At 43.8% G+C, this 14,929-nt stretch carries 18 protein-coding genes; 8 read left to right on the top strand and 10 right to left on the bottom strand.

What is annotated here, in order from left to right; all coding sequences use genetic code 11:
* From JHD69_RS16730 to mce, 8 genes are all read right to left on the bottom strand, one after another.
* A partial coding sequence (locus JHD69_RS16730) for a UDP-N-acetylmuramate--L-alanine ligase (protein WP_199141492.1) occupies window positions 1-1,098 on the bottom strand: 1,098 nt, incomplete at its 3' end.
* A 101-nt stretch (window positions 1,099-1,199) separates the two neighbouring features.
* Complete coding sequence (gene prmA / locus JHD69_RS16725) at window positions 1,200-2,039, bottom strand: 50S ribosomal protein L11 methyltransferase (RefSeq protein WP_199141491.1); 840 nt, start codon at window positions 2,037-2,039, stop codon at window positions 1,200-1,202.
* Window positions 2,039-2,800: a triose-phosphate isomerase gene (gene tpiA, locus JHD69_RS16720; RefSeq protein ID WP_199141490.1), complete on the bottom strand. Its 762-nt coding sequence runs from the start codon at window positions 2,798-2,800 to the stop codon at window positions 2,039-2,041. Before tpiA ends, prmA begins: the two co-directional genes overlap by 1 nt.
* A gap of 21 nt (window positions 2,801-2,821) precedes the next feature.
* Entirely contained in the window at window positions 2,822-3,991 is a 1,170-nt protein-coding gene (locus JHD69_RS16715) for a putative sugar nucleotidyl transferase (protein WP_199141489.1), read from the bottom strand.
* 71 nt (window positions 3,992-4,062) lie between these two features.
* On the bottom strand, window positions 4,063-4,311 hold the full coding sequence (locus JHD69_RS16710; protein ID WP_199141488.1) for a type B 50S ribosomal protein L31: 249 nt from the start codon (window positions 4,309-4,311) through the stop codon (window positions 4,063-4,065).
* 203 nt (window positions 4,312-4,514) lie between these two features.
* The gene (locus JHD69_RS16705; RefSeq protein WP_199141487.1) at window positions 4,515-4,802 is read right to left on the bottom strand and encodes a hypothetical protein; all 288 of its coding nucleotides are present in this window, start codon (window positions 4,800-4,802) and stop codon (window positions 4,515-4,517) included.
* 9 nt (window positions 4,803-4,811) lie between these two features.
* Complete coding sequence (locus JHD69_RS16700; RefSeq protein ID WP_199141486.1) at window positions 4,812-5,369, bottom strand: hypothetical protein; 558 nt, start codon at window positions 5,367-5,369, stop codon at window positions 4,812-4,814.
* A gap of 76 nt (window positions 5,370-5,445) precedes the next feature.
* Window positions 5,446-5,847 carry a methylmalonyl-CoA epimerase gene (mce, locus tag JHD69_RS16695; RefSeq protein ID WP_199141485.1) on the bottom strand — a complete coding sequence of 134 codons (402 nt, stop codon included), beginning with the start codon at window positions 5,845-5,847 and terminating at the stop codon, window positions 5,446-5,448.
* A gap of 123 nt (window positions 5,848-5,970) precedes the next feature.
* On the opposite strand from mce, the gene JHD69_RS16690 reads away from it, so the two are divergent.
* From JHD69_RS16690 to JHD69_RS16665, 6 genes are all read left to right on the top strand, one after another.
* The gene (locus JHD69_RS16690) at window positions 5,971-7,182 is read left to right on the top strand and encodes an IscS subfamily cysteine desulfurase (RefSeq protein WP_199141484.1); all 1,212 of its coding nucleotides are present in this window, start codon (window positions 5,971-5,973) and stop codon (window positions 7,180-7,182) included.
* Between the two features lie 114 nt (window positions 7,183-7,296).
* Window positions 7,297-7,710 (top strand): Fe-S cluster assembly scaffold IscU, encoded by a 414-nt coding sequence (gene iscU / locus JHD69_RS16685; protein WP_199141483.1) that lies wholly within the window; start codon window positions 7,297-7,299, stop codon window positions 7,708-7,710.
* Between the two features lie 128 nt (window positions 7,711-7,838).
* Entirely contained in the window at window positions 7,839-8,165 is a 327-nt protein-coding gene (locus tag JHD69_RS16680) for a HesB/IscA family protein (protein WP_199141482.1), read from the top strand.
* A gap of 189 nt (window positions 8,166-8,354) precedes the next feature.
* Window positions 8,355-10,262 carry an AMP-dependent synthetase/ligase gene (locus tag JHD69_RS16675; RefSeq protein WP_199141481.1) on the top strand — a complete coding sequence of 636 codons (1,908 nt, stop codon included), beginning with the start codon at window positions 8,355-8,357 and terminating at the stop codon, window positions 10,260-10,262.
* 175 nt (window positions 10,263-10,437) lie between these two features.
* On the top strand, window positions 10,438-12,159 hold the full coding sequence (lysS, locus tag JHD69_RS16670) for a lysine--tRNA ligase (protein WP_199141480.1): 1,722 nt from the start codon (window positions 10,438-10,440) through the stop codon (window positions 12,157-12,159).
* 88 nt (window positions 12,160-12,247) lie between these two features.
* Window positions 12,248-12,460, top strand: coding sequence for a hypothetical protein (locus JHD69_RS16665; RefSeq protein WP_199141479.1), 213 nt, complete (start codon window positions 12,248-12,250; stop codon window positions 12,458-12,460).
* Window positions 12,461-12,514: 54 nt separating this feature from the next.
* Here JHD69_RS16665 and JHD69_RS16660 read toward each other — a convergent pair whose 3' ends face one another.
* The gene (locus JHD69_RS16660) at window positions 12,515-13,054 is read right to left on the bottom strand and encodes a DUF2892 domain-containing protein (RefSeq protein WP_199141478.1); all 540 of its coding nucleotides are present in this window, start codon (window positions 13,052-13,054) and stop codon (window positions 12,515-12,517) included.
* 124 nt (window positions 13,055-13,178) lie between these two features.
* Between JHD69_RS16660 and JHD69_RS16655 the strand changes: the two genes are divergently transcribed.
* Complete coding sequence (locus JHD69_RS16655; protein ID WP_199141477.1) at window positions 13,179-13,718, top strand: thioredoxin family protein; 540 nt, start codon at window positions 13,179-13,181, stop codon at window positions 13,716-13,718.
* A 3-nt stretch (window positions 13,719-13,721) separates the two neighbouring features.
* Window positions 13,722-14,399 carry a uracil-DNA glycosylase gene (gene ung / locus JHD69_RS16650; RefSeq protein WP_199141476.1) on the top strand — a complete coding sequence of 226 codons (678 nt, stop codon included), beginning with the start codon at window positions 13,722-13,724 and terminating at the stop codon, window positions 14,397-14,399.
* A 187-nt stretch (window positions 14,400-14,586) separates the two neighbouring features.
* Here the strand turns inward: ung and JHD69_RS21065 are convergent.
* Window positions 14,587-14,929 (bottom strand): Lrp/AsnC ligand binding domain-containing protein (locus tag JHD69_RS21065; protein ID WP_233165989.1); only part of this gene is annotated, 343 nt, incomplete at its 5' end.

The following is a 14,929-nucleotide window of genomic DNA, read 5'->3' as shown; positions in this document are numbered from 1 at the left end:
CCCCCCCCCCCCCCCCCCCCCCCCCCCCCCCCCCCCCCCCCCCCCCCCCCCCCTTTTAGATGTGTATAAGAGACAGTCTTTAAATTGTGCCTTTACGGCATCGATAGTTGCTTTTAGCTTAGACGGCGAATGTGCAAAGTCTTTGTACACATTGGTCTGTTTAGTAGCGTTTAACAACTCTAAACGCTTGGCAGCGCCAGAAAAAGATGCAATGGCCTGGTTAAAATCATTTTCGTTTATACCCAATTGCCCACACACCAACCTGGCCGCGCTCAGGTTCATTAAATTATGATCTCCAAACACCTTAAGCGGGGTATGCTGAGGTAAAATATATGTTATTCCGTCTATTACTTCATGCGCCGGAACACCATATGGAATACGTTCAATATTTGCTTTAGAATTAATTACAATTTTTCTTAATTCCGGATCATTTTCACAATAAATCAATTTTCCGTTGGGCGATATCGTGTCTATAAATTTGCTGAACTGGGAAATATATTCCCCAAATGTAGGAAAAACGTTGATATGGTCCCATGCTATGCCGCTGATTACTCCAATGTTTGCATGGTACAAATGGAACTTTGGTCTGCGGTCTATCGGCGAAGCCAGGTACTCGTCTCCTTCAATAATAATTACCGGAGCAGAATCGGTTACCTTAACCATCGTATCGAAGCCGGCGAGCTGTGCCCCTACCAAATAGTCGAAATCGCGCTGGTAATAATTGAGCACGTGCAGGATCATCGAAGTAATGGTGGTTTTGCCATGGCTGCCGCCTATCACTACCCTTAACTTGTCTTTAGATTGTTCGTAAATATACTCTGGATAAGAATAGATCTTCAGCCCCATTTCTTGGGCCTTCAACAGTTCCGGATTGTCAACCCGGGCATGCATGCCCAAAATAACAGCATCGATATCGGGAGTAATCGACTCTTCGTTCCAACCCATTTCGGCCGGCAAAAGGCCATAGCTGGCCAATCTGCTGCTCGACGGCTCAAAAACTACATCGTCAGAACCTGTAACCTTAAAACCCTTCTTGTGGAGGGCAATAGCCAAATTGTGCATGGCACTGCCGCCTATTGCTATAAAATGTATACGCATAGCTAATGTTGAATGTTAAAATGCAGCAAGGTTGAAATTCAGGTTGAAATGCCAAAACATTGCAACCCACCTACCATAGGCAGGCCTTTCAACCTTATAATTTATTTTTTTACAAATTGGGCAGCCACCCAATCGCCGAGCTTCTTGTGGCTTACATAAACCAGGCCGAAACCGGCGCAGTGCACCTTGATCATGTCCAAATCCGGACTCTCATAAAAGCCACTGAAGAAGATCAGGCCATTTTCTTTTAAAACCCGATCATAAGCCTCAATCTGGTCTAACAAGATATTTCGATTGATATTAGCCAATATGATATCAAACTGCGTATCCGGGATAGCTTCTTTGCTGCCACAAAACGATACCAGATTACTTACTTCGTTCAATTCGGCATTTTCGATGGTACTGCGATGGCAAACCTCGTCGTTGTCTATGGCCACGATTTGCCTCGCTCCCCTTTTCGCTGCTAAAATGCCCAATATGCCCGTGCCGGCACCCATGTCGAGTATTGTTTTGTCCTGCACATCCGTTTCGAGAATATACTGCATCATCATGGTGGTTGTTTGGTGATGCCCGGTACCAAAGGCCATTTTGGGATCGATTACGATTTCGTATTCGTATTGGGGTTGCGCCTCGTGAAAAGTGGCCCGAACGTAGCAGTTATTGGTTATAATGAGTGGACTAAAATTCTTCTCCCACTCTTCGTTCCAGTTTTGGGCCTCGATATCGCTTACCAGGTAAGTGTACTGCAATTCATCGCCAAAGCTTGCCAACACCTCGTTCAACTCGGCTTCGTTAAACTGATTAGCCAAGATAAAGGCGTCAAAGCCCTTGTCGGTATCTTCAAAGGTATCAAAACCGATTTCTCCCAAGGCGCCTACCAATAAATCTTGCTGGTATTCTTCGATCTGGCTAAACTGAAAAGCTACTTGTTTATAATCCATTAGGAATTGAAGGTTTTGATGATGTCAACAAAATCGCGCGATTTTAAGGAAGCGCCACCAATTAAGCCACCGTCGATATCGTGTTGGGCAAACAGTTCAGGCGCATTTTTGGCGTTGCAGCTGCCCCCGTATAAAATCGTGGTATTATCGGCAATGTTAGCGCCATATTTAGCCTCTATTTCGGCCCTGATAAAGGCGTGGATATCCTGTGCCTGTTCTGGCGTGGCGGTTAAGCCGGTACCAATAGCCCAAACAGGCTCGTAGGCCAAAACAATCTTGGCAAAATCATCGGCACTTAAATTAAACAGGCCATTTTCCAATTGTGTTTTGAGCACGTGGTAATAGCTACCATTGTTGCGTTCATCAAGGGTTTCTCCTACGCAAAAAATTGGCGTAAGGTTGTTTTTAAGGGCCAAACCGGTTTTTTGAGCCAAAAGCGCATCCGACTCGGCAAAGTATTGCCTGCGCTCAGAGTGGCCGATGATTACATATTCGCAACCTACAGAGCTGAGCATTTTGGCCGAAATTTCGCCTGTAAATGCCCCGCTTTCATTTTGATGGCAATTTTGGGCTCCAATCTTCACTACGCCGCCTGCTAATTGCGACAAGCTGTTCAAATGGATAAACGGCGAACAGATTACGGCAATTTGATTACCTTTTCTTTCGTCTCTCACCATATTTACGATTTCCGAAAAAAGAGATACCCCTTCTTGGTAATCTAAATTCATTTTCCAGTTGCCTGCAACTATCTTCTTTCTCATAATTTTTTTTGCTTTGTTGAGTTAAACCCCTCTATATTGTTCTGTTATTTCAAAGATATGTGCCAAAATAGCCCGATCGGCCTCATTTAAAACCTCTTGTTTTCTGGCCAGCACTTTTACTGTGGTCTGCAGCATTTTGTCTAAACGGTAAGTTTCAAAGCCCTGTGCACCGCCCCAGCTAAAATCTGGAATATGGTGAGGCGGAAAGCCTGCTCCAAAAACATTGGCGCTTACGCCCACTACCGAACCGGTATTAAACATGGTATTGATACCACATTTGGCATGGTCGGCCATGATCAAGCCACAAAACTGCAACGTGGTATCGCGCATTTTTTGCGTTTCGTAATCGTATAGCTTTACATTGGCATAATTGTTTTTCAGGTTAGAGTTGTTGCTGTCGGCACCAATATTGCACCACTCACCCATCACCGAATTGCCCAAATAGCCTTCGTGGCCCTTTGAAGAGTTGCCCCAGATTACCGAATTGTTAATCTCGCCCCCCACTCGGCAATTTGGCCCGATTGTAGTACCCGAATAAATCTTGGCACCCATTTTTACCGATGCATTTTCGCCAAGCGCAAATGAGCCACGGATGGCGCTTGCCTCCCAAACTTCCGAATTTTTGCCCAGGTAGATGGGACCGTAAGTAGTGTTGAATATGCTGCAGGTAGCTTTTGCGCCTTCTTCCACAAAGATATGGTCGCCCAGAATGGTATTGGTACTGTCAAGCTGCGCAGAAGTCCTGCCCTTGGTAAGCAAGGCAAAATCTTTTCTTATCTCTATGGGATTAAAGCCAAATAACTGCTCTGGGTAAACCAAGTGCGTAAAATCGCCAGTAAAGGCTATAGGCTTCAATTGCGTTAAGGCTTGGCTGGCCGATAAGCGAACCGAAGAAAAATAAGCGATAACCAGTTCATTTTTGACCAATGCCTCGCCATCTTGGAGTGCCGTAACGGCATTGAGCAAGGCTTCGTCAGGGCAAATTGACCCATTAATATAAAGAGCCGAATCTATTGCAGGGTATTTGGAGCTGAGGTAAGCTTGCGTTAAGTAGCCAAAATCGGCATGGAGGTATTTTGCCCACTTTTCGGCAATGGTCAAGATGCCTATCCTCAAATTTGCCACAGGCCTGGTAAAGGTCAGCGGCCTTAGCGAAAGCCAAGACTTGTCATCAAATAAATTGATTGTCATAAGCTACAAAAATAAAAAAAGTCCCGAGGCATTTGCACGGGACTTTCAAATATTTTATGCGTAAGCTAAAATTATTTCTTAGCGTAACGTGATTTGAATTTATCGATACGGCCTGCGGTATCAACCAATTTCATTTTACCGGTATAGTAAGGGTGAGAAGTGTGAGAAATCTCTAATTTGTATAATGGATATTCATTTCCATCTTCCCATTTAATAGTTTCTTTTGTCTCAACGCATGATTTGGTTAAGAAAGCATAGTCGTTAGACATGTCTTTAAACACAACAAATCTGTAGTTTGATGGATGCAAATCTTTTTTCATTTGAATATTATTTAAGTTTTATGTGTATGAAACTCCAAGAATAAGGTTGCAATTTGCTGGCAACGCCACTTATGAATGTTTCAATTAGTCTTTTGTTTCTTTGCTCTAATTTTAGAGGATGCAAATATCTTAATTTTATTTTTCATTTACAACAGCAAATCAATTAAAATTCGAAGAAGATACATTGCCACGCCAAATCCTGCTTACGAACTGTATTTTTTCCAGGTTTCTATCTTTGCTTTTTGGCGGTCGATATAGGCCTTGGCAATCACTTCAGCCGAGTTTTGGTTATCGCTGCTTTCTAACAGCTCCTTAAGCTTGTACTGGTCAACATCAGCCCGGTAAAGAATCTGCAAAAGCTTCGAAAAATCGTTTTCTACCAAATAATCGAACGAATTGACCAAGATTTGGTAAAGCTGTTCTTCGCTCAAGTTCTCGGCGATATCGAAATCCTTACTGATTATTTTGATTAATGATGCTGTTTCGGCCATTATCTTAACTTATTGATATTTTTTTGACGACAAATCGTTTAACCCGCCTATAGTTTCGGGCGCTACCCCATCTTTTCGGCACTGTTCTAAACTTAGGGGCTCCATTTCAATGAGCTCTGGCAGTTTTACCCGCCTCACCATATCCAATTCTTTATACAAACGGCAATAGAGCATATCATCTTTTCTGTTAAGCTGATCGCCATAAAAACTAAAGGACCTGTTTTTTTTATCCTTCATCGAATTGACGTAGATCCTGTTTTTTTCAAAACAGATAAAAAGGAGGTGTTCTCGATACCACTCGACCAAAAGGCATTCAAAATCAACAGAATTTTCGCCACCGGATATTGGTGCCCAACTCCAAACAGCACCGTCGCCATAAACCACCAGGTAAGGATTGTTTGAGCCATCGGTTTCATGCCAAACCAGCCTGCCATCGGCATAATCGATATCATGTACAAATATTGAACGCCTGCCACGTCCAGCTTCATATTCGACGTGCAACCCATCAAAGGTTACATCCGAATAACTGGCTTCTAATAAATCGATTACGACTTGAACTAATTCCATTGAATTACAGTTGGCAGCTTATGGTTAACCTATCACAACAATTTGGCGCCCGGCATCCTGTTAACAATCTAGTCAACTAACGTATTTCCTGGCAAAGCTCTACCAGCACGCCATTACTGTCTTTGGGATGCACAAAACAGATCAGTTTATTGTCGGCACCTTTTTTCGGTTCGGCGTTCAGCAAAGTAAAGCCTTCGTTTTTTAGGCGCTCCATTTCTGCATGGATATCTTCCACATCAAAAGCAATATGATGAATGCCTTCGCCTTTTTTTTCCAAATACTTGGCAATGGCGCTGTCTTCGCGGGTACTGGCCAGCAGTTCGATCTTGTTCTGCCCCACTTTAAAAAATGCCGTGTTTACGCCTTCCGATTCGACCGGCTCCGTCTTGTAGCAGGGTGTTCCGAGCAGTTTTTCGTAGGTATGGCAGGCCTGTTGCATGTCTTTAATGGCAATGCCAATGTGTTCTATTTTGTTCATCTTGGTTTCAAACAGTTAAGCAAATGTAAAAATGCGGGTTTTACCTATAGCTTCATAGCTATTATTTATAATTGTTCGAAAACTTTTTTCGTATCTTTGTGTATTGATAACAATTGATAGATGATGGAACTTCCGATTTACTTAGATAATAATGCTACCACGCCTCTTGATCCGAGAGTGCTAGAGGCCATGTTGCCTTACTTTACCAACAAATTTGGCAATGCGGCCAGCCGTAACCACGCCTTTGGTTGGGTAGCCGAAGAAGGTGTTGATTATGCGCGCGAGCAGGTAGCAAAACTAATTGGTTGTACAGACAAAGAAATTATTTTCACCTCTGGCGCTACAGAAGCCGATAACTTGGGTATCAAAGGCGTTTTTGAAATGTACCAGGACAAAGGTAACCATATCATAACTGCCACAACAGAACACAAAGCTGTACTTGATACCTGCAAACACCTGGAGAAACTGGGTGCCAAAGTAACTTACCTGAACGTAAAAGAAGATGGTTTGATCGATTTGCAGGAACTTGAAGCGGCCATGACCGAAAAAACCATTTTGGTAACCATTATGTATGGCAACAACGAAATCGGCGTGATCCAACCGATCAAGGAAATTTCGGCTATTGCACACAAACATGGCGCTTTGTTTATGACCGATGCTACGCAGGCCGTGGGCAAAATTCCGGTAAACGTAAACGAAGACGGTATCGATTTGATGGCTTTCAGTGCCCATAAAATGTACGGCCCTAAAGGTGTTGGCGTTTTATATGTACGCAGAAAGAACCCGAGGGTTAAAGTTACCGCACAAATGGACGGTGGCGGCCACGAGCGCGGCATGCGTTCGGGTACCTTGAATGTACCGGGCATTGTGGGCTTAGGCAAGGCCTGCGAATTGTGCAGGTTAGAGATGGAATCAGAAGCCAAACGCTTATCGGCTTTGCGCGATAAACTGGAAAACGCATTGACCACCTTGGAAGAAAGCTATGTAAATGGCAACCGCGAACATCGACTGCCACACGTAGCCAATATTTCTTTCAAATATGTAGAAGGCGAAGGTTTGATGATGGCCATGAAAGATTTGGCCGTATCTTCTGGCTCGGCTTGTACTTCGGCATCTTTAGAACCATCATACGTATTGAAAAGCTTAGGCTTGTCTGATGATTTGGCGCACTCTTCAATCCGCTTTGGCTTGGGCCGTTTTACCACCGAAGAAGAAGTTGACTACGCAATTGAGAACACCAAGAAAGCCGTTAACCACCTGAGAGACCTTTCTCCGCTTTGGGAAATGTTTAAAGAAGGTGTTGACCTGAGCAAAATTGAGTGGGCTGAACACTAAAATAGACTGACGATTGTAGATTGACGAATTACGATTGAGCATTCTACGATAAAAAAATAAAAAGAACCGAGATTTTAGAAAATCGTAAAGCTAAAATCCAAAAGCTAAACTATCATGGCATATTCAGAAAAAGTAATCGATCATTATACCAACCCGCGCAACGTTGGTACTTTAAATAAAGACAGCAAAACCGTAGGTACTGGTTTGGTTGGCGCACCAGAATGTGGCGACGTTATGCGTCTGCAGATAGAAGTTGATGCCAACAACGTTATTACCGATGCCAAATTCAAAACCTTTGGCTGTGGTTCGGCTATTGCCTCTTCTTCTTTAGCTACAGAATGGCTCAAAGGAAAAACCATCGACCAAGCTTTGGAAATCGACAACATGGACATTGTAGAAGAGTTGGCTTTGCCACCGGTAAAAATCCACTGTTCAGTATTGGCAGAAGATGCCATCAAATCAGCCATTAACGATTACCGTGTTAAAAACGGCATGGAAGCATTGGTTTTAGAAAAATCGCACCACTAGCAGATTTTAGATTTGCGAGTTACGATTTTAGATTGGACTATCCGATAAATAAGCTGGGTAGCAAATCCAAATCATTGCAAAATCGTAAATCCAAAATCGTAAACCTAAAATCATAAATCGTAAATATCATGATTACCATAACCGATAAAGCAAAAAGCAAAATAGACCACCTGATGCAGGATTCGCAATTGGGTTCTGACTACTTTTTACGGGTTTCTGTAAAGGGCGGTGGTTGCTCGGGTTTATCTTACAACCTTGATTTCGACAACGAAACCAAAACTGGCGACCAGTTTTTTGAAGACAAGGGCATCAAGATTGCCTTGGATATGAAATCATTCCTTTACCTTGCTGGCACCGAATTGGATTTTACCGACGGACTAAACGGCAAGGGCTTTAATTTTAACAATCCAAACGCCAGCCGTTCTTGTGGCTGTGGCGAAAGTTTTTCTGTTTAATATTACTTAATAAGGCAAAAAGGCGTGCTCGAGCAATCAAGCGCGCCTTTTTCGTAAAAGTCGCTCTGGCCGCCTATAATTTGCAATCTTTTTAGCGTTTTTTTTGTTTTTGTTAATGCGCCTTATGTTGCATTATTAAAGTGAAAAGCCTATCATTGTCAGTTCAAAACAAACCAAACAATTTACTACATGGTCTCATTTAACGAATTTTCTACCGTTCCTTCTTTGCTGCGAAACGTAGTAGAAAACATTCATAAGCCCGAAGAAACCTTCCTTATCCACAAAAAGAGTACAGATTGGGAAGAAATATCCTTTGCCACTACCCTTGCCAATGCCGATGCTGTTTCGGCCTTCTTTTTGGAGAAGGGCATTACCAAAGGCGACAGGTTGGGCCTCATGATAGAAAATTCGCCAGAATATGTTTATTACGATCAGGGCATCCAGCAAATCGGAGCTATTAACGTGTCCATCTACCCTACCTTGTCAGAGCAGGAAGTAGCCTATATCATTAACGATTCGGGTATTAAATCATTACTGATCGGCAATCCGTATTTAATGCGTAAGGTACTGAAGGTAGCTGGCAACTGCCAGGAATTGCGCTACATTATTCCAACCTTTAAGGATTACGAAAAAATAACGGTTCCAGACGATATCCAAGCCGAAATCATCAGCTACGATACCGTTTTGGCCAAAACCGTAAGCAATGAGGAACGGCAGGCTATTGAGGCGGCCAGAGCCCAACTGATGCCTCAGGATGTATCTTCTTTGATTTATACTTCGGGTACAACGGGCACGCCAAAAGGCGTAATGCTTACCCATTACAATTTTGTGGAAAACGTAAAGGTTTGTCTGGAGCAAATCCCTGTCATCAACGAACACGAAACCTTCTTGTCTTTCCTGCCACTTTCGCACGTTTTCGAGCGTACGGCTACCTACCACGTATGCTGTGCACAGGGCTGTAAAATTACCTTTGCCCAAAGCCTCGAGCTTTTGGCCAAAAACATGGGCGAGGTAAGGCCAACCGTCATGAACTGTGTGCCCCGTTTGCTGGAACGCATCCACGACAAAGCCATCAAATCGGGTACTGCGGCCGGTGGCTTAAAAGCCAAAATATTTACTTGGGCACTTGAAATTGGCAAAAAATACCGTCAGGCCAAAGAAGCGGGCCAAAGTGCCGGTTTGGTACTGAGCGCCCAGAAAGCCATTGCCGAAAAACTGGTATTCAGCAAAATCAAGGAAAAAACAGGCGGCCGTTTAAAATTCATGATTTCGGGCGGCGCAGCTTTGCCTAAAAACGTAGGCGAATTTTTTGGCGACTTGGGCATTAAGATATTGGAAGGCTTCGGACTGACTGAAACTTCGCCGGTAATGGCCGTAACCGAGTACCACCGTCAGGTTTACGGTACGGTTGGCCGCGTTATTCCGGGTATTGAGGTGGGTATACAAGATGTAGAAACCAAGCAAATGATCAACATCCAAACCCATGATACCTTTAACGAAAACTTTGAATGTGCCGAAGGCGAAATCATTGTACGTGGCCACTGCGTAATGAAAGGCTACTTTAACAAACCTGCCGAAACCGCCGAAGCCATTGACAAAGACAAGTGGTTCCACACCGGCGACATAGGCCGCTTTTACAAGGGCAACCTGCAGATTACCGATCGCTTAAAAAACATGATCGTAAATGCCTACGGCAAAAACGTGTACCCTACTCCGGTAGAAAACATCTACCTGAAGAGCCCTAAAATAGACCAGCTTTTCTTAATTGGCGATAAGCGCGAATACATTACCGCCATCATCATCCCTAACAAGGAAACCTTGCAGGAAACTTTTAACCTGAAGGAATCCTTTTTCCAGGAACCTGGCGATTTTATCGAAAACCAGGAAATCATCGACTGGATGGAGAAAGACATCAAAAAAATCTCGAACGAACTGGCCAAGTTTGAAAGGATCAAGAACTTCAAGATCAAGCGTAATCCTTTCAGCATAGATGAAGGCGAGATTACCCCTACGCTAAAGGTAAAGCGCCGCATAGTAGAGAAGAAATATGCCGAGGCCATCAATGCCATGTACAGCGAAGGCGTAGAAGCCGATTAAAAATCATGCTTTTGAAGTTTTAAGACTTCGTAGCCATCATCAATCGTCGTGCCCGACTCTGATTCGGTAAGAGGTTGGCCCGCTTCCGGCAATGACGATATATAGGCTTTAAACTTTGGTCTTTAGGCTTTAGTCTTCGGACTAAATCATTACTTTTGCAAAAAAATACCATTCAATGAGTATAGGATTATCAGAACAGGAAATATTACGTCGCGAATCTTTAAAGCAATTACGCGAATTAGGGATTGAGCCTTACCCGGCCGAAACATTTACGATTAATGCCCACGCTGCAGATATTTTAGCCAACTACGAAAAAGATAAGACCGCTTATAAGACCATCAGCATTGCTGGAAGAATTATGGGCCGCAATATTATGGGCGCCGCCTCTTTTGCCGAACTGCAAGACGCAACAGGCCGTATCCAAATTTATTTGAAGCGTGACGAACTTTGTCCAACAGAAGACAAGACCCTTTACAATACCGTATTTAAAAAGTTGTTGGACATCGGCGATTTTATCGGTGTTGAAGGTTATGTGTTTACTACCCAAACCGGCGAAATTTCTGTACACGTTAAAAAACTGACCGTACTTTCTAAATCATTACGTCCTTTGCCAATTGTAAAGCGCGACGACGATGGCAATGTTTACGATGGTTTTACCAACCCCGAGCTGCGTTACAGGATGCGCTACGTTGACTTAACGGTTAACCCTGATTACAAGCAGATCTTCATTAACCGCTCTAAGGTCATCAACACCATGCGCAACTATTTCGATAGCCAAGGCTGGATGGAAGTTGAAACGCCTATTTTGCAAGCTGTACATGGCGGGGCAGCGGCACGTCCGTTTGCTACGCACCACAACACTTTGGATATGCCATTGTTTCTTCGCATTGCGAACGAACTTTACCTTAAAAGGCTAATCGTAGCCGGCTTTGATGGCGTTTACGAGTTTGGCAAAATGTTCAGGAACGAAGGCATGGACCGTACCCACAACCCTGAATTTACCTCGATGGAAATTTATGTGGCCTACAAAGACTATATCTGGATGATGAGCATGGTAGAAGAATGCCTGGAAAAAGTGGCTTTGGCCATTCATGGCAATCCTGTGGTCAAAGTGGGCGAACACGAAATCAATTTTGCTGGGCCATACGAGAAGCTGACCATGTACGAGTCGATTGAAAAATATACCGGAATTGATGTATCGGCCATGAGCGAAGACGAAATCAGGGCAACCTGCACGAGCCTGAATATTGAGGTTGATGCTTCAATGGGCCGTGGCAAACTGATTGACGAACTGTTCAGCGAGAAAGTGGAAGCCAACCTGATCCAGCCAACCTATATTACCGATTATCCGTTGGAAATGACTCCATTGGCTAAGAAACACCGCAGCAAAGATGGCCTCGTTGAGCGTTTTGAGCTTTTTGTAAATGGCAAGGAAATCGCCAATGCGTATTCTGAGCTTAACGACCCGATCGACCAGAAAGAGCGTTTTGAAGAGCAATTGAAACTGGCCGCCAGAGGCGATGATGAAGCCATGGCCATGGACGACGATTTTGTGCGTGCCCTGGAATATGGCATGCCTCCTACTTCAGGCCTGGGTATCGGTATCGACCGTTTGGTGATGTTGATGACCAACCAATCGACCATCCAAGAGGTATTGTTCTTCCCGCAGATGCGTCCGGAGAAAAAAGCAAAGGTTACCACCGATCAGGATTTTGTTGATGCGGGCGTTGCGGCCGACTGGGTTCCGGTTATCCGTAAAATGGGCTTTAATACCGTTGAAGAGCTGAAAGCCGGCAATCCGAACAAGGTATTTAACGATTTGGGTGGCATGCGCAAAAAACTGAAACTGGAGTTGGCCATGCCAAGCAAGGCCGAGGTTGAAGCTTGGTTCGCTTAACAAAAGCATAATAATAACTTAAAGGCTTGTTGCATTTATTGCAGCAAGCCTTTTTTAATTTTAGCTTGAAATTTAAACGATCCGTAAAATGAACAGTTCAAGCTTAGAAATTACAGAAAACGAATATTGCATTAAGCTGAGTAAAGACACCTTCGATTTATCGTTGATCCGTCAGCTCATAAAGCGCATCCAAGCCGAAGAGCTATTCTTTAGCCGTAAAAACGACAACCTCGATGATGATATCATCAGCAGAAACGCTGTTGAATATGATGAGAATTTTGATCGCCTGAGCGACAAATAGCGGGCAGTCTTTGTAACGACCAAGCCGACTACAAGACTGATGCCTCTAGCTAAACTAACGGCTATACCTGATTTGCTGTTTGTCCATCAATACCATTTGGTCTTTCATCTGTTTGATCTGATCGGCCAATAGTTTGTTTTTATCTGCTTTTTTGGCATCTGCCAAATACATTTGGGCTTCTCTTTTGTTTCTTTTCGCCATGGCAATACCTGCCAAACTTAACTTGGCCAAGGCCACGTTATGGTCCATGTGCAAGCCGAGGCTCAATGCGGTTTTGAAATATTTCTCCGATTTCATGGGAGCCTTTCTCGATTCGATCAGACCGATCAATAAATTATAGTAACCGTGTTGTACTCGGTTCAGTTGTTTTTCGTAATTGGTGATGCGTCCCAAAAACTGCTCGGCCTTCGACATATTGTCTTTGCGCAGGTACCATTGGGCAATCAGCATGTTTTCGTTGTAGAAATAAGTGACGAACAAAAAGATACTTAAAAATACCAAGAGTATTCCCCAGCCCCAATAGCCAAAAACCATCAGCGTAACCGCGGCACCAACAAAAGCAAAACCTATAATGAGACGTATTAAATTCGACATAGTTTTATAATATTTTCGCAAATATCGTGTTTAAATACCAAAATTTAGATTTTAAATTCATAATTTCATCAAATAAATCCAGTATCAAAATCGTTGTTACCAACCAACTCTTAAAATTAAACAAATGAAAAATATACTAGTTGCTCTGCTGCTTTTATTCGCAATGAACGCGGGCGCGCAAGAATTGAACAAAAAAATGGAAGACCCTAACAGACATAAACAAGTCATGATTAACCAATGTACAAGAGAAGGCATTACCACTTTTCCTGAGTTTAAGGAGAGCTACGATGCCAACTATAGTTCTTATGTTGCCGATTCTACCCAGTTTGACCAATTGACCAAACTTTTGAAGAACAAAAAAGTAACCATTGTGTTGGGTACGTGGTGTGGCGACAGCAAATATCAGGTGCCCCATTTCCTCAAGATAATGGACAAGCTTAAAATTGACGAAAACAAGATTGCCTTTATTGCCGTTGATGGCAACAAGCATGCCGAAAACGGATTGATCGACAACCTGAAAATCGAACGTGTTCCTACTTTCATCTTTACCGACAAAAAAGGGACCGAAATTGGCCGCATTACCGAACATCCAAAAGAATCGCTGGAAAAAGACATGGTAAATATCCTGTCGGCTCCTGCCCCAACCAAAACAAAAACCAAATAATTTATGGCAGCAGCTTTAGAGCCAAGCTGGCTAAATGTATTGGAAGGCGAATTTGAAAAGCCTTATATGAAAAGCCTGAAATCCTTTTTGCTAGAAGAAAAGCAGAAAGGATTTACTGTTTATCCTAAAAATGCCGATATCTTCAACGCTTTTAACCATACGCCTTTTGAGAACGTAAAAGTGGTGATTTTGGGCCAAGACCCTTACCACGGCCAGGGCCAGGCGCATGGTTTGTCATTTTCTGTACAAAAAGGAATTGTGGTACCACCTTCGCTCAAAAACATGTACAAAGAGCTGGCTGAAGAGTTTCCAGCGTATAAAATTCCCAATCACGGCGATCTAACGGCTTGGGCTGATCAAGGCGTACTTTTGCTCAATGCAACGCTTACGGTACGCGCGCACGAGGCAGGCTCGCACCAGAACAAGGGTTGGGAAACTTTTACAGACCATGTTATTTCGGTACTGTCAGCAAAAAGAACAGGACTGGTATTTTTACTTTGGGGCCGATATGCCCAACAAAAGGAGAGCCTGATTGACACCAAAAAACACTTTGTGCTTAAAGCCGCGCACCCCTCTCCTTTTTCTGCTTACAATGGTTTTTTTGGCTCCAAGCATTTTGCCAAAACCAACGAAATCTTAAAAAAAGAAGGGTTAACGCCTATTGATTGGCAAATTACTTAAGCTTTATATAACCTTCACCCAGGAAAAAGTATCTCAACCTGAAGTGGTAGACACAGATAGTCGTGTCTAGCCAAACTGAACAAAAGCCTAGTCTAAACCGCCTCAGGAACCTTAGGTCGCCTTAGGAAACATCACAAATCTAAACTAAGCTTTTTGTCAACTGCTTTCAGTCATGAATAAGAACAGACTAATACTCTAAAGGCACGATTGGCTCTTTTTTGGTGGTCGACATGATCATCATGGTTTGAAAAGTTTTTACGACAGAAATCTTGCTGATTTTATCCATGATCAATCTTTCGTAAGCTTTAATGTCGTTTACATAAACCTTCAGCAGAAAGTCGGCCTGACCGGTAACGTGACTGTCTCTTATACACATCTGACGCTGCCGACGAACCACGACATGGGGGGGGGGGGGGGGGGGGGGGGGGGGTGGAAGGGGGGGGGGGGGGGGGGGGGGGGGGGGGGGGGGGGGGGGGGGGGGGGGGGGGGGGGGGGGGGGGGGGGGGGGGGGGGGGGGGGGGGGGGGGGGG

It is taken from the genome of Pedobacter sp. ASV12 (genome assembly GCF_016429155.1).
In the GTDB taxonomy this organism is placed as follows: domain Bacteria; phylum Bacteroidota; class Bacteroidia; order Sphingobacteriales; family Sphingobacteriaceae; genus Pedobacter.
This window is presented reverse-complemented; position numbering and strand designations above follow the sequence as displayed.

Bases quoted from the DNA above. Each gene is read 5' to 3' on its own strand.
- JHD69_RS16680 (WP_199141482.1), top strand. From the start codon at position 7,839: ATGATTACCATAACCGATAAAGCAAAAAGCAAAATAGACCACCTGATG.
- JHD69_RS16705 (WP_199141487.1), bottom strand. From the start codon at position 4,802: ATGGCCGAAACAGCATCATTAATCAAAATAATCAGTAAGGATTTCGAT.
- prmA (WP_199141491.1), bottom strand. From the start codon at position 2,039: ATGGATTATAAACAAGTAGCTTTTCAGTTTAGCCAGATCGAAGAATAC.
- JHD69_RS16710 (WP_199141488.1), bottom strand. From the start codon at position 4,311: ATGAAAAAAGATTTGCATCCATCAAACTACAGATTTGTTGTGTTTAAA.
- lysS (WP_199141480.1), top strand. From the start codon at position 10,438: ATGAGTATAGGATTATCAGAACAGGAAATATTACGTCGCGAATCTTTA.
- JHD69_RS16700 (WP_199141486.1), bottom strand. From the start codon at position 5,369: ATGGAATTAGTTCAAGTCGTAATCGATTTATTAGAAGCCAGTTATTCG.
- JHD69_RS16690 (WP_199141484.1), top strand. From the start codon at position 5,971: ATGGAACTTCCGATTTACTTAGATAATAATGCTACCACGCCTCTTGAT.
- mce (WP_199141485.1), bottom strand. From the start codon at position 5,847: ATGAACAAAATAGAACACATTGGCATTGCCATTAAAGACATGCAACAG.
- iscU (WP_199141483.1), top strand. From the start codon at position 7,297: ATGGCATATTCAGAAAAAGTAATCGATCATTATACCAACCCGCGCAAC.
- JHD69_RS16660 (WP_199141478.1), bottom strand. From the start codon at position 13,054: ATGTCGAATTTAATACGTCTCATTATAGGTTTTGCTTTTGTTGGTGCC.
- JHD69_RS16655 (WP_199141477.1), top strand. From the start codon at position 13,179: ATGAAAAATATACTAGTTGCTCTGCTGCTTTTATTCGCAATGAACGCG.
- JHD69_RS16715 (WP_199141489.1), bottom strand. From the start codon at position 3,991: ATGACAATCAATTTATTTGATGACAAGTCTTGGCTTTCGCTAAGGCCG.
- JHD69_RS16675 (WP_199141481.1), top strand. From the start codon at position 8,355: ATGGTCTCATTTAACGAATTTTCTACCGTTCCTTCTTTGCTGCGAAAC.
- JHD69_RS16665 (WP_199141479.1), top strand. From the start codon at position 12,248: ATGAACAGTTCAAGCTTAGAAATTACAGAAAACGAATATTGCATTAAG.
- ung (WP_199141476.1), top strand. From the start codon at position 13,722: ATGGCAGCAGCTTTAGAGCCAAGCTGGCTAAATGTATTGGAAGGCGAA.
- tpiA (WP_199141490.1), bottom strand. From the start codon at position 2,800: ATGAGAAAGAAGATAGTTGCAGGCAACTGGAAAATGAATTTAGATTAC.